This is a genomic window from Devosia rhizoryzae (assembly GCF_016698665.1).
GTDB classification, from domain to species: Bacteria; Pseudomonadota; Alphaproteobacteria; order Rhizobiales; family Devosiaceae; genus Devosia; species Devosia rhizoryzae.
The window spans coordinates 2306967-2320717 of sequence record NZ_CP068046.1; the positions used below are offsets into that span (position 1 = coordinate 2306967).

The 13751-nt window shown below is 57.1% G+C and carries 10 protein-coding genes; 3 read left to right on the forward strand and 7 right to left on the reverse strand.

Annotation, left to right across the window (positions count from 1 at the left end):
• Positions 1-27 precede the first annotated feature (27 nt).
• Entirely contained in the window at positions 28-1065 is a 1038-nt protein-coding gene (locus tag JI748_RS11385; protein ID WP_201630661.1) for a nuclear transport factor 2 family protein, read from the reverse strand.
• A 165-nt stretch (positions 1066-1230) separates the two neighbouring features.
• Positions 1231-2526 carry a cation:proton antiporter gene (locus tag JI748_RS11390; RefSeq protein ID WP_201630663.1) on the reverse strand — a complete coding sequence of 432 codons (1296 nt, stop codon included), beginning with the start codon at positions 2524-2526 and terminating at the stop codon, positions 1231-1233.
• A gap of 920 nt (positions 2527-3446) precedes the next feature.
• Between JI748_RS11390 and JI748_RS11395 the strand changes: the two genes are divergently transcribed.
• Positions 3447-3614 carry a hypothetical protein gene (locus tag JI748_RS11395; RefSeq protein WP_201630665.1) on the forward strand — a complete coding sequence of 56 codons (168 nt, stop codon included), beginning with the start codon at positions 3447-3449 and terminating at the stop codon, positions 3612-3614.
• A 1526-nt stretch (positions 3615-5140) separates the two neighbouring features.
• Here the strand turns inward: JI748_RS11395 and JI748_RS11400 are convergent.
• From JI748_RS11400 to JI748_RS11410, 3 genes are all read right to left on the reverse strand, one after another.
• Positions 5141-5527, reverse strand: coding sequence for a type II toxin-antitoxin system VapC family toxin (locus JI748_RS11400; RefSeq protein ID WP_201630667.1), 387 nt, complete (start codon positions 5525-5527; stop codon positions 5141-5143).
• Positions 5524-5769 (reverse strand): type II toxin-antitoxin system Phd/YefM family antitoxin, encoded by a 246-nt coding sequence (locus tag JI748_RS11405; protein WP_201630669.1) that lies wholly within the window; start codon positions 5767-5769, stop codon positions 5524-5526. The genes JI748_RS11400 and JI748_RS11405 overlap by 4 nt, the downstream gene beginning before the upstream one ends.
• A gap of 597 nt (positions 5770-6366) precedes the next feature.
• On the reverse strand, positions 6367-7227 hold the full coding sequence (locus JI748_RS11410) for a GumC domain-containing protein (protein ID WP_201630671.1): 861 nt from the start codon (positions 7225-7227) through the stop codon (positions 6367-6369).
• 995 nt (positions 7228-8222) lie between these two features.
• Here JI748_RS11410 and JI748_RS11415 point away from each other — a divergent pair.
• Positions 8223-10160 (forward strand): polysaccharide biosynthesis protein, encoded by a 1938-nt coding sequence (locus JI748_RS11415; RefSeq protein WP_325166871.1) that lies wholly within the window; start codon positions 8223-8225, stop codon positions 10158-10160.
• Between the two features lie 36 nt (positions 10161-10196).
• Positions 10197-11393, forward strand: a complete 1197-nt coding sequence (locus JI748_RS11420; RefSeq protein WP_201630673.1) for a hybrid nucleoside-diphosphate sugar epimerase/sugar transferase — start codon at positions 10197-10199, stop codon at positions 11391-11393.
• Positions 11394-11442: 49 nt separating this feature from the next.
• Here the strand turns inward: JI748_RS11420 and JI748_RS11425 are convergent.
• Together JI748_RS11425 and JI748_RS11430 are read right to left on the reverse strand one after the other, a co-directional pair.
• Positions 11443-12625, reverse strand: a protein-coding gene (locus tag JI748_RS11425; RefSeq protein ID WP_407644952.1) for an IS3 family transposase whose coding sequence is annotated in 2 segments (ribosomal slippage) — positions 11443-12379 and positions 12378-12625 — 1185 coding nt in all. Because the reading frame shifts where the segments join, the coding sequence is not laid out codon by codon here.
• Positions 12589-13715 (reverse strand): IS3 family transposase gene (locus tag JI748_RS11430; protein ID WP_201630675.1). Its coding sequence is split into 2 segments (ribosomal slippage): positions 12589-13487 and positions 13487-13715, totalling 1128 coding nucleotides; the frame shifts between segments, so codons are not numbered across the junction. Before JI748_RS11430 ends, JI748_RS11425 begins: the two co-directional genes overlap by 37 nt.
• Positions 13716-13751: the final 36 nt, after the last annotated feature.

Here is a 13751-nt window from a genome sequence, read left to right on the forward strand (position 1 = left end):
CATCGCGCAAGCAAATTGTGAAACCGGTTACAAGGTCCGGGAAGGCCGCATGGACGTCTCGCGCCCGAGAATGTCGAGCCCCTGCATGTTGAGGAAATGTAGGATGTCGATGAAGATCCAGTTCTCCCGGAGCTTGTCGCCATCGCGCCGGTAAATATCGACCACGCGCATGTCGGCAGTCGAAAGGCCGTTGGCCGGCAGGCCGAGATAACCGCCGGTCGGCGTCAGCGTGAGATTGGGCCAGCCGAAAAAGCCGCCGTAATTGCCTTCGGCAAGTTTGGCAATGTGGCCGTTGAAGGTGCGGTTTGCCAAGTTCTGGCGGAACGGGCGCTGGTGCTGTTCGATATAGCGGTCGATCGTATAGGTGGCGCCGATCCCGTCCGGCCCCCACCAGATCATGTCGTCGTGCCAACAGCGCGCCAGCTCCTCTTGCGGCGTTGCATCCCGCGGCGCCGCTAGCTCAGGCGTATTGGAATTGGCCGCGATGTCGCCGATCATGCGGTTGATCAGCGCCAGCGTCGCTGCGCCTTCGGTCTCCGGAACCGAGCCGAACTGCAGGCCATCATGGGTCGCTGGACCCGGCTGCACCAGATGCGCGCCGGTTTGCGGCGGTAGCGGCCGCAGCCCTGCCTGGTGCATCAGGTGCAACAGATCGCAGAAGAATGCGGTCTCCTGTATCTGGCCATTCTCGACGCGGTTGAACTCCGCATAGCGCAGCATGACGATCTTGTTGGTCGGCGGAATGCCGAGGAACGGCTGGTCGAACAGCGCCATCAGGTGACCCATCGACACAGTCCAGACAGACTGAAAACCATCAATCTGGTTGCGCCCGGCAAAGAAGATGTCCTGTCGCCGCTGCACATGGGTCATCGCGGAGAGAAACGGAATCCAGAACGTCTCGGCGACCGCCGTGGCCCCGCTCTGCTCATGGAACGGGTGCATGCCGCGCCATGACCAGTCATCGCTGACATAGTCGCGCAGCACGCTTTCGATCGAAGAAGCCGTTGCCTTGCCTATTGCCGCATAGGCCGAAGTCACCAGTTTCTTTTCTGCCTGGAAGTCCATTTCGCGCTCCTGAAACCGGTTTCAATAGATTCGATTTTTAGGGAGCTGGCAAGCGCCTTCGCTCAACGCCATGGTGATGCAAAAGTCCGCTTACAACTATCAAGCCAATTAGCAGCCTCTTGGCCGAGCAAGCATGATGCTGAGGCTGAGCCTTGCATCGAGACCTTAGGTATCTGCCGGACCCTGGAGCCCCGGCGGCGGCACACCGTCCTTGTCCGGATTTCTTCCTTGGGCGCGGTCGAGCCAACGCATCACGGGGGTAACCGTTAGCCCATGCATGACCACCGACATGATCACGACAAGGGACAAGATCGTCCACAGTTGATCGGCATTGTCGAACTGACCGTGATTCAGGCCATAGGCGAGATAATAAAATGATCCGACGCCGCGGATGCCGAAAAAGGCGATGGTGAGCTTTTCGCTTCGTGTAGCCGGAGCGCCGATCATGCCAATAAGGCCGGTGATCGGTCGCACGACGAAGAGGATCAGCACAGCCGCCAGGATTTCCGCCCATCCAATCGGCGCGGGCAGACCGGTAATCAGGGAACCACCGAACGCGATAAGCAGAACCATCATGGCGATGCGTTCCACCTGTTCGGTGATGTCGTGCATGTCACGCTGGAACTCGTGATTGCGGTGGGCACTCCGCAAGGTGATGGCGGTGACGAAAACGGCGAAGAACCCGTAGCAGTGGACCAGCTCTGAAACGCCATAGGAGATGAAGGTCGCAGCTATGGCGATTAGACCATCACCGGTTTTCGCCAAAGTATCACCGGGCATCTTGAACGTCAGCCAACCAAACAACCGACCAATGAGCCAGCCGCAACCTATGCCGGCGACGATCTCCCAGATGACATTGTAAGTGATCCATTCAAGAAACCAGTCCTGCCCCGTGGTTGAAGCAAGGCTGATGGCAATTGCCAAGTGAACGAATGGAAAGGCAAAGCCATCGTTTAAGCCTGCTTCCGATGTCAGGGCAAAACGAACCGTGTCCTCACCACCCTCTGTTGGTCCACCCACCTGGACATCGGCAGCGAGCACGGGATCGGTCGGGGCGAGGCTGGCAGCAAGAAGCAGCGCCGCCACGGCACCAAAGCCAAGAACCCAGTGAGCCACACAAATGATGGCAACGATACTCAGCGGCATCGTCACCAGCAGTAGCCGCCACGCCATGCCCCAATACTTGAAGGAGAAGACGCGGTCGATCTTGAGGCCCGCACCCATCAGAGCGATGATGACGACGAATTCGGTTAGTCGCTCGGTGACATACGGATGAGCACTGGGTGACGGATCAATGCCGGTGTACCGCGTGCCGAAGAGGAGCCCGCCAATAGCGATGCAGACGATCGGCAAGGAGATGGGTAGTCGCCTGAGGGCAAGCGGCAACCAGGCAACCAAGGCAATGAGGACGCCTGCCCCGGTCAACAGAACGATGTAAGGATCCGGCGACCAGTCGATCATGTGCGGCCTTTCTCGGCTCAGCACTTAACGCGTTCCGTCGGTGACACGCTCCACGCGAAGGTTCGATTACCCGGTCGGACCAACGACTACGCTTGCGATGATGCAGCCCCAATTGAGCTAGGCTACCGCAAGGTTGGTCAGCCGCGGCTTAGTGACCTGCACTGCCATGGGTAACCTTAACTGCTGACCAATGGCGAAGTAACTGCAGTCGCACCTGTTTCAAACGTGAGCAGCGTGCGCCAGGAGACAATGGCATGAACATTCAGGCGCGGAAGATACGGCGACGGCAGATCATTTGGATGCTGATTATTATCGCTCTTCCGCAATCCTTATGCTGCCGAACGTGACCCATTCATTACCCTGACCATGTTAAGAAGTGATCAGCTCGATAACGAGATGGTAACCACAGCCGGGCACGGTTCAAGCACGAGAACCGCTCAACCATGACCAGCTTGCAGCTTCGAAACACGCAATCCACAATGTATCCGATCATCAAGGAACAGGCAGTCCATCCTATGTGGGCCGCCGACGAAGACGAACGTCGCGCCGCTTTTATCCGCAGAGCAGCAGAAGGCGCTCGAACGGCCTTGCTGGATAGGTAAATTCGCTCCTATGAGCTGCTGGGTCCTTCGTAGTAGTCAGAATTCATATGCCCACCAAAGACCACATGCTCCAGAGGCATGAAGCGCATGTTGATCGCCTCGAATACGAACTTGGTCTGTTTTCCAGCTCAACGTTCTTTACCGACCCACCACATCTGAGAGACGACTTGGCGAAGCATGTCCGCGACGCCCTTACAGGTGAGCGAGAGATCGTGAACTTGCTCAAGCGGTTGGAGAGCACATCGTCTAGCATTGGTGGACAGGACGAACTGGAATAGTCGACTGACCAACCGCCTATCGGTTTTCACGACCAAAGACATGATCTGGAAGATCGCACTAGCGCTTGTCGGCTGCATTGCCGTCGGTCTCATTTACGAAGAGGTCATCAGCGGCTTGCTTGGCTGGATGATCTGCGGCGCCGTTTTGGCCGGCACCTGCTACCCGTTGTTCAAGACGCTGTTTGAGCGCCGCGGAATGAAGTTGTGACGCTAAGCCACCAGCTCCATCAACTTGCACCAAGCTGGGTTCCAGAGCTCTTCGTCCGCGATGCGGATCACGATGCTTAGTTTGGCAGCTAAGCTGGACCCATGCCCTCAAGACCCTGATCGACACGTAGTTCAGCTATGCTGTCCCGACCTCTGCGGGTGACATCCGAGCTCAAAGAAGTCCGCTCTTAGGATGACTGCCTCTGTGCCGAAAGGTTTGAATCGGGTCGGCTGGTCTTGCAGCAGCCCCTTTCACGATACGCCCGCTTTGCCACCTCAGACCTGGACCATGCTCGACAGGGGGTCGCTCGAGTGTTCTGCGATCACCGCTTGCGACCACAGCGGAAGGCGAAGCAAATCCGGGCGTGGCAGAACATGGCTCGCCACCAGCTGGCGTAGGCGAACATCGGGCGGCATCCATCACCAGGCCTGCCTCTAATATGCAGCCGCGCTGCAATATAGCGCGAACGCAGGGCGTTAAATACGGCGATGCTCGACAAGGGTGGCAATCGCGACATGATCTCGGGCCGATGGAGACTGGGGCCCTTATAAGAAATCGGCAAGCTCACGACAAATCGTATCGAGATGGTGGAAACATCGGGCATGCTCCGCGAGCTTCCTGAGTGAGAAGTGTCAGCCGCCCCCCGACCAAAATTTTTGTTGCCGCAAAGTGGCAGTCAAAGTTGCGTTCATAAGCAATAGGGGCCTCCGGTGACGTGTGGTTGAGACATTCCCAAGAGCGAGGTCAGCTTCGTGTCAGCTGGACCGTGGTAACCCGTATGGCTGGCACGCAGAAACGTGGCCGATCTATGAGGTGCTGAATGTCGATTATCAAGAACATGCCACCTGAGGTCGCTCACGAGATGGCTGACGCGGAGCGGATGCTGATACGCACGTGGGACTTGCAGCGACGTGGCCGAACTGCGCCGGATGCTAAGCCGGTTACATATGACCAGGCTCACCAGGCAGCGGCTGTGCTCGAAGAAGTCGTTGAGCACCTCCCCCCGGAGGAGCGCGAGGACGTGGCCCATTTGAATAAGATCGTGAGGACCCGGCTTGAACTCCGGGCCGAGTCGGCCGTGACCTAACCTGAACTCATGTCCTTCGTGGGTAATTAACCTCGCGTTCAGTGGCTTTCGGCAAGTTAGTCAGGCGCGATAAGTACCGTGTGCGCGCACCGTAGTCAGAAAGCCTCAGCCATGCACAGGCTGGGGCTTTTTTAGAAGGACCAGCAAACGCCGAGCGCAGTGTCATTAGCTCCATCCCTCATGGAGCGGGAGCAAGGCAGTCAACGTCAGTACCGGTCGAACAGGGTGCAAACGCGTGCGATTCCGCCCTCCAGCCTTACGTGGCAGTTCGCGAAAAATGTTCGCTCAGGATCCTGTCGGCGACATCAGCGTGGCTGAGATTCGCTCAGCAGCGTTATCGATCATCCCGAGCTTCTGAGGTGTTTCCCGGTGCGCTATGCGCAGTTTCCAGGATCAAACGGGAAAGGCTTCAGGGTCCCGGCAGCAGCGTCAGCGCTCATCAAACAAGGCGAACAGGACCAGGGTAACGAGCAACGATGGCATCTGCCGTCATCAATTCGATGCCGGAAACCATGGCCTGTGCAATCAGCATACGGTCAAATGGATCCTTGTGGATCGGGGGAAGATCCATGACCGCGGCTGCATGTTCGCTGGCAATCCCCAACTCGACATAGCCGTTCTCCAGCAGCCCACGCCGCAACAATCGCGGCTCAACCCGGAAATCTTCACGGCCCAGGCCGCGCTTGATCGCAACCTCCCAGATGCTGGCGGCGCTGAAGACCGGGGTGATGCCGTCATCTTCGAGTACCATGCGCGTTGCAGCAGGCAAGCGATCCGGATCACCTGCCGCCCAGAGAAGAAGATGGGTGTCGAGCAGTATCTTCATTCCCGGGAGCCGAACAGCAGATCGATCTCCGCTGCTCCCATTTGATCGAAATCCTCAGGTACGCTGAACTTGTCCTTCATGAAGCCGATGCGCCGCTGCCTGTCAGCAGATGGGTGGTCAAGCGGAACAACCTTGACCATCGGCTTGCCTGCCTTCGCAATGACGAATGGCTCACCCTTGGCGGCCTGTTCGATCAAGCGGGATAAATGAGTTTTGGCCTCGTGGATATTGACGGTCCGCATCTAATACCTGTGTACTTAGTCCGGTGAACTTAGTTCATCGTCACGGCTTGGGCAAGTGCCTCATACTACCGCACCAAGGTGTGGCCGAAGCTTTGGCTGTGCATCATCGCCATTGATCACCGAACTTTGTCGCGCCCCATCCCGCCTCTGCAGCTTGGCGCGGTCTGTTGCTACAAATGGTTGCCTCTGGGACCCTATGAGCGAGATGAAAATGCCGTTTCGCTCACAGGCGTTATCGATCATTCCTTAACTCTTTCAGGCCGTTGCTGGGTCAATTTCCTTCAGCATCGTTTTGTTGTCCTTTCGGCACTTGGATGCTGGTATGATGCTTAAGCGTTATGGAGCGCAACAGCGGCACGCGCAGGCAACTAAGTTTCCTTTTGTTCTTACCTGCTACCGAAACCGCCGGTCCAGGAGACGCGCCGCTCTGCGGCGCAGCGGCGGCGGCCACTGGTTGGATACTGGTTCTAAACCTCCGTAAATGCCAGCAACTACCGGTAAGCCGCATTCTCGGCATCGATTTAACTAGACCATCGGGCGCACGCCGCGCATATGGAGCAATATTTTCCAAAGCGTCCTTGAAGGTATGGACAGATACTATTCCGCGAGCGGTTTTAGCCAGAAAGCGCTGCGAATGCGGTTCACCTTGGCAACTTGTGCAGGGTCGGCGCTCGCCTTCCGAAGGCCCTCCCGGAGGAATGCAAGGATCAGCAAGAAAAATCCAACGCCGAGAACCACTGCAAGTACCGGCAATAAAAGACCTCGCGAAGTGGCGACCGGTTCGGTCGGTGGTTGTACTACATCCTCAGGCTGCACAGTTCCATTGATTGCCAGCTCAAGACGGAAGAGTTCAGCGCGGCGATGCTCAATACTGGAAACGATCGCGACAATGGAAGCCCCGAGTTCCCCGTTACTGATCCCTATAACCTCATCTGTATTTGCTAGAATTGAATTAACCTTGGCAAGACCAGTCTCCAGCTCTTCCAGAGACGCCGAAGCTTGTTCGATCTCCCGATTGATACGATCGAGTTGAACCGAGTCGGGGACAGAGTTCGAAATCAAAGCGTCTATGATAGCACCGAGCAGCTCCTCGGCATTGAGCGGATCGTAGCCGCGCACACGAAGACGGTAGAACTCCGAATCGGCCTCTTTAGAGACTGTAAGGCTGTTCTGCAGCAACTCCCGACGCGCCTCGCTCAACGAACCAGTATAGCCAGCGAAGGAGGAGCTGTCAGCTATTGCCTTGTCGAGCACAGGAGCGGCCCGCACCAAGGCCGCTTCGCGTTCATCAATGGCAAGCAGCGCTTCGGTCTCATAAACTCTCGGGGTAGTTGTAGAGATGACCCCGAAGCTAATTACACCAGCGAGCAGTGGAACGAGGATTAACAGCAGCCAGTTTTCGGCAACTACAACAGCGATATCGAGGAGGCGAATCTCGCCGTCTACCTGGTTTTCCACAAGGGTCTCCGCAAATGCATGGTGAGAAGTCCTACGCTAACAATCGGCTAGCCTTAGCCTCTCTAGTCCTAATAAGGGCCACCACCCGCCTTTCGTTGGCATGGCACGTCGCGTGGGCGAAGCTGTGCTTCTTTCTATTCACTCGTGCACATGTTCGAGCAAAATGGCCGAAAGTGCGGCAGTCCGCGCACATCCCCGAGCGAGGGGCGGCAAGTTCGTTAGTCCCCCTCTTGCGCACGTTCCCAAGAAACGCCCGCCATGTTCCGGTCACCCTTCGCGTACCTTATTCAAGCTCGCGCGACACGCAAGCCCTTACCCGGGGTGCCCGCCACTCGAGGAGTATCGCCGATCGGCCCTCCACAAAGAACTACTTCCAGCGATCCGGGTGTCTACACACTGGCTGATCGGTTCTGAGGAAGTCCCGGCCAAAACGAGCACGATTGCCAACAGTGAGGCCGGAACGCTTAGACATATGGTACACCAGCGCCCGCAGCGTCCCGAACTCGTCGTCGGCGCCGCCCGCCCTCGATACCGCCACACCGTCACTCCCGACCGGCGGGGATTCTGACCAATGCTATAAGTCTGCCCGCCGCAGTGGGTTCGTAATTGATCCTAGCTGGCTGCGACCCCGACGGGTCCCGCTAGACCGGAACTTGCAAGAAGCGGGAGCAGATAGAGTCAGTTCAGGAACACGCTATGGTCAGATTCAAAATTGAATAGGAAAGCTGCCAATAAATAGGAAAGCTGCCAATTATGGCCCGGCTCATGAACCGTGTCATCGCCATGTTGCGTCTACCTGGCTATCTCACAGAGCCGACGTGGATCCAATCGTGTGACCCTAACACAGCATTTAACATAATGATGAGACTTATCACCAGCTTTTCGACATTCATTAAAGTCGGTTTGTACGCACAGGCAGCGGACGTAGGCCTTCCATATTCGGAACGGATTGATGCATAAGTTCACTTGACCATACTTGACCGTCAAAGCGTTTCGTGGAACGGCAACTGCACCGTTCCATCGCTGATTTCTGGCTGGTCCCTATGCTCTCTGCCTTACGCAAGCGTGTCCTGTCCCTGCCGCGCACGTGGAAACGAGTCATCCTCGTCGGTTTTGACTTCGCTGCCTTGGCGTTTGTTCTTTGGGCCGCCTTCTCGCTCAGGTATGATCGTTGGGAGCTGCCGAATTCCATCGATGAGTGGGCGATCGTCTTCTCGGCCCCACTAGTCGCTGTTCCAGTTTTCGTGCGCATGGGCCTCTACCGTGCCGTGGTGCGGTATCTCCCGGAGCGCGCGATCTGGACAATCGTGCAGGCAATGGCTTTAGCCGCTATTCTATGGGTGCTGCTGGCATTTCTCACGGCAATGACTGGCCGTGGATTTGTTCCACGGTCTGTTCCGATCGTCTATTGGGCTTTTGGAACGCTGGGCATTACGGGTAGTCGCCTTGCCGCCAAATGGCTCTTTTGGCCGTCCAGCCGAAAAGCTCTGCTCCAGCGTCCTGTGGTCGTTATTTATGGCGCGGGAGAGGCGGGAAGCCAGCTGGCAAGCTCCCTGAGGAACAGTCATTTTATCGCCGGGTTCCTTGATGATGATCAGACCTTGCATCGCCGCGAAGTGGTCGGAATCAAGGTGTTCGCGCCTTCACACCTACCAAGTCTCGTGCGCGATTTCGGCGTCAAGCAAGTGATCTTGTCAATTCCCTCCCTTTCCCTAACGCGTAGAAAAGAAATCGTTCACGAAGTCAGCCACCACGGCGTAAAAGTCGAGTCCTTGCCTGCCATAACGGATCTCGTCACCGGAAAATATCTCGTCAGCCAAATCCGTGAAATCGAGATAGACGAACTCCTGGGGAGATCTTCTATACCGCCCGATCCCGATCTCATCCGCGAGATGATCGTCGGGCGAATCATCATGGTGACGGGCGCAGGTGGTTCGATTGGATCCGAGTTGTGCAGAAAGATCGCACAGTGGCGACCGCAAAAGCTGGTGCTTTTCGAGGCGAACGAGTTCGCCCTCTACAATATCGAGATGGAGCTAGCGGCGGCAAAGGACGTCTCGGCAGTACCGGTGCTTGGCTCAGTCACCAATGCGCAGCGGGTTATTGGTGCTATCAAGGAGCATGGCGTTCAGGTCGTTTTTCACGCGGCGGCCCATAAGCATGTTCCCTTGGTGGAGGCCAACGCATTAGAGGGCATTTATAACAATGTGTTCGGCACCAAAATTGTCGCTGATGCGGCGTTCGAGCACGGGGTGAAGGACTTCGTGTTAATTTCAACCGATAAGGCTGTCCGCCCCACCAACGTGATGGGTGCGACTAAACGGTGGGCTGAGCTAATCGTGCGCGAAAAGGCTGCTCAGGCTGTGGAGCAGCAGTCGAAACAGCGCTTCTGCGCCGTACGGTTTGGTAATGTTCTTGGTTCGAATGGTTCTGTCGTTCCTCTGTTCAAGAAGCAGATCGCGATGGGTGGACCGCTTACCCTGACCGACCGAGCGATGACGCGCTATTTCATGTCGATTCAGGAGGCCGCTGAATTGATCGTCCAAGCTGGCGCATTGTCGGGAGGCGGAGATGTGTTCCTACTCGATATGGGTGAGCCGATCCTCATATCGGAATTAGCGGAGAATATGGTGAGGCTAGCTGGCCTGACCGTGCGGTCAGAAGACAACCCTAAGGGGGACATTGAAATCGTAGCCGTCGGCAAGCGGCCCGGAGAAAAGATGTTTGAGGAACTGTTCTATGACTCAAGCAGCGCGGTGCCCACCCGTCATTTGAAGATTCTGCGCGGTGTTGGACAGCTAGCACAACCTGTTAAGTTAGGGCCTCGCCTTGACGAACTCCGCATAGCGCTTTCAATCGAGGACGAGAAAGCAGCACGCGCTCTTCTTTTCAGCCTCATAGCGGATCGCGAAGCGGGCGAGATGTCGCACTAAATGGATTCATCGGATCGAAACGCAAAACCAGTAATAATGGTTACCGGAGCCACCGGCAGATTGGGACAACAGCTAGTGCCTCACCTTGAGTCACGGGGTGCGCTGGTCATTGTGGTAGGCCGAAACGTCGCGAAGTTGCGGAGCATTTTTCCGGGCCGTAGAGCTTGCACATACGAGGAATTGCAATCATCAGCTACAGGCGCCCACCTCGTTGTTCATCTCGCCGTTCTCAACAATGATGTGGATGCGCCCCTCTCCGAATTCGAACGCATAAATGTCGGTTTGGCGATGCAGGTGGCCGAAGCCGCTAAGAGCGCTCAGGTGGGCCGAATGATAAACGTCTCCAGCACACACGCGCTGGATGAGAAGAACCAATCCAAGTATGCTCGGACTAAGCGCGAAGCAGTCGAGAAACTCGGACGCATACCAAGCCTTGCAGTAACCAATTTCTTTTTACCCGCGGTGATCAGCAGCGAACTAAGCGGGAAACTCTCAGCGTTGAACAACCTCCCCCCTGGCCTGAGGTTGCATGCTCTCATGGCCGTCTCGGCCTTGAAGCCGACGGTTCGTGTGGCTACGATAGCAGACCAGGTACTAAGTATATTGTCGTTCGAGGACCCTGACGATCGCATCGTGAGCGAGGGGCAACAGCGAAACCCCTATTATCATCTCGGCAAACGAGTGATTGACTTAACATTTGCAGTCGGAGTTTTGGTTTGCTTGTGGTGGTTACTCGTCGCCTTGTGGGTAGCGATCGCCCTGCAGTCCAAGGGACCGGCAATCTTTGCTCAAGTGCGTGTCGGGCGAGGAGGCAGAATGTTCACCTGCTATAAGTTTCGGACAATGCATCAGGGCACGCCTAACGTAGGGACGCATGATGCCCCCCAAAACGCCGTTACCCCTATCGGCCGCTTCCTGAGGTCATCAAAGCTGGATGAGCTACCTCAGATCTTCAATATCCTATTGAATCAGGTGAGCCTGATTGGTCCACGGCCCTGCTTGCCGTCGCAAACCGTGCTTATAGCAGAGCGTGCGCGTCGTGGTGTTCTGGAGGTCAAGCCCGGCATCAGCGGATACTCGCAGGTTCAAGGAGTTGACATGAGCGAGCCAGAGCGGCTCGCCATTTGGGATGAAAAGTACCTCCGGCTTCAGTCTCTACTCCTGGACATCAACATCATCCTTTCCACGGCCCGCGGCGGCGGCCAAGGAGACCGGACGAAGAAGCATTCGTAATGGGAATGCTGACCACTCTGCATCTAGCTGGTGACGTTGCCCCCAACTTCTATCCAGCGTGATGAAGACTCTGGCGATTGTCATGGCCGATCTGGCCGGGGTGAGCGACGGGTGCTGCCGCGGAGCCTGCAATTGAGCGCAGCGGTAGGTCCCGGCGCGGGTTGAAGGTGTTGGTGTACTCGTTTGGGGTCATCCAACTGAGCCGCGAGTGAGGTCGGTTGAGGTTGTAGTCCGTGCGCCAGCCTGCAACCGCAGCCCTGGCATAGGAGAGCGAGGGGAAGAGCGTCTCGTTCAGGAGTTCGTCCCTGAGCCGACCATTGAAGCTTTCGATGAAGGCGTTCTGCATAGGCTTGCCGGGCGCGATATAGTGCCAGTCAATGTGGTTGCGATCCGCAAAGCCCAGGATCGCGTTGGAGGTGAACTCCGTCCCATTATCGCTGACGATCATCTTTGGCCGGCCACGGCTAGTGATGAGCGTCTCCAGTTCGCGGGCGACCCTGAGCCCCGACAGAGATGTGTCCACCACCAAGGCGAGGCACTCGCGGGTGCAGTCATCAACCACGGTCAGCACCCGGAAGCGCCGGCCGTCGGTAAGCTGATCGGAGACGAAGTCGAGGGACCAGCGCTCGTTTGGCGCCACCGATATCAGTATGGGCGATCTGGTGCCCATGGCACGTTTACGGCCACCGCGGCGACGAACTGTCAGCTTCTCCTCGCGATAAATGCGGAAGAGCCGCTTGTGGTTGACCTCATAGCCTTCCCGCCGGAGCAACACATGCAGCCGTCGATAGCCGAACCTGCGACGCTCATGAGCGATAGCCTTCATCCGCTCGCGCAACGCCACATCATCGGTGCGAAGCGCTTGGTAGCGCATCGTCATCCGGCAACACCCCAGCACTCGGCACGCCCGCCGTTCGCTCATTCCATACTTGCTCTGGAGATGAGCGACAGCCTCCCGCTCCACGGCGGGCGCTACCATTTTTTCCTAGAAGATCTTTCAAGGCGGGATTGTCGAGCATGCTGTCGGCCAGCAGCTTCTTGAGGCGCGTGTTCTCGTCCTCAAGGGCCTTCAGCCTTTTGGCCTCGCTGACGTCCATCCCGCCATACTTAGCCTTCCACTTGTAAATGCTGGCGCTGCTTACGCCATGCTTGCGGCACAGATTGAATAGCCCCGCGTTCTGTAGACACCTTCGGGTTAGGTTTGGTGTCGTCGTTCGAACTCGACGGGCGATAGCATTCCGTTGCGGACGTGCTTGCGGGTCGGGTTGTAGAACATCTCGATGTAATCGAACACATCCTGCCTGGCTTCGTCCCGAGTTCGATAGGTCCGTCGCCTGATCCGCTCGCGCTTGAGCAAGTTGAAGAAGCTTTCGACCACGGCGTTGTCGTGGCAGTTGCCGCGCCGGCTCATGGAGTGAACCAGATTGTGGTGCCGCAGGAAGCTGGCCCAGTCCATGCTGGTGAACTGGGAGCCCTGGTCAGAGTGGACCAGCACCGTGTTCTGCGGCTTGCGGCGCCAGACCGCCATGTGAAGAGCCTGCAGAACGACCTCGCTGGTCTGCCGGCTCTGCAGTGACCAACCGATGACACGACGCGAGAACAGGTCAATGACCACGGCAAGATAGGCAAAGCCCTCCATGGTTTTGATATAAGTGATATCGGTCACCCAGGCGGTGTCCGGCGCATCGACGTCGAACTGCCGGGCCAGGGTGTTGTCGACCACCACCGATGGCTTGCCGCCATAGCTGCCAGGCCGGCGCCGGTAGCCGATCTGGGCCTTGATCCCGGCCAGCCTAGTTAATCGGGCAATACGGTTGGCACAACTGGTCTCGCCCTGGTCCAGCAGATCGTCATGCAGCTTGCGGTAGCCATAGACCTTGCCGCTCTGCTTCCAGGCTTCCTCGATCAGCCGCGTCTGGCGGATGTCTTGCTGGGCCCGTTTGCTCAATGGGTTCTTGAGCCACGCATAAAAGCCGCTGGGATGGATGCGCAGGCACCGACACATGGTGCGCACCGAAAACTGCTCGCGATGCTCGGCGACAAACGCGTACCTCACTTTGCATCCTTGGCGAAGTACGCGGCCGCTTTTTTTGGGATGTCGCGCTCCTCGGTGACCCGCACCAGTTCGCGCTTGAGCCGCCGGATCTCCTCGGACTGTTCATCGCCCTTGTTGATCGCCCCGGCATACTTCTTCCGCCACCCGTGAAGCGAATGCGCACTCACGCCAAGACGCTGCGATACCTCCGCCACGGGATAGCCCCGCTCGGTGATCTGACGCACCGCGTCGCGCTTGAACTCATCTGTAAAACTGGCTTTGCCCATAAAGGCCTCCTTGCCTCAAAATTAGGAAGGAAGGCG

Excerpts from the sequence above, each read along its gene's own strand:
- JI748_RS11385 (WP_201630661.1), bottom strand. The coding sequence starts at position 1,065 with ATGGACTTCCAGGCAGAAAAGAAACTGGTGACTTCGGCCTATGCGGCA.
- JI748_RS11390 (WP_201630663.1), bottom strand. The coding sequence starts at position 2,526 with ATGATCGACTGGTCGCCGGATCCTTACATCGTTCTGTTGACCGGGGCA.
- JI748_RS11395 (WP_201630665.1), top strand. The coding sequence starts at position 3,447 with ATGATCTGGAAGATCGCACTAGCGCTTGTCGGCTGCATTGCCGTCGGT.
- JI748_RS11400 (WP_201630667.1), bottom strand. The coding sequence starts at position 5,527 with ATGAAGATACTGCTCGACACCCATCTTCTTCTCTGGGCGGCAGGTGAT.
- JI748_RS11405 (WP_201630669.1), bottom strand. The coding sequence starts at position 5,769 with ATGCGGACCGTCAATATCCACGAGGCCAAAACTCATTTATCCCGCTTG.
- JI748_RS11420 (WP_201630673.1), top strand. The coding sequence starts at position 10,197 with ATGGTTACCGGAGCCACCGGCAGATTGGGACAACAGCTAGTGCCTCAC.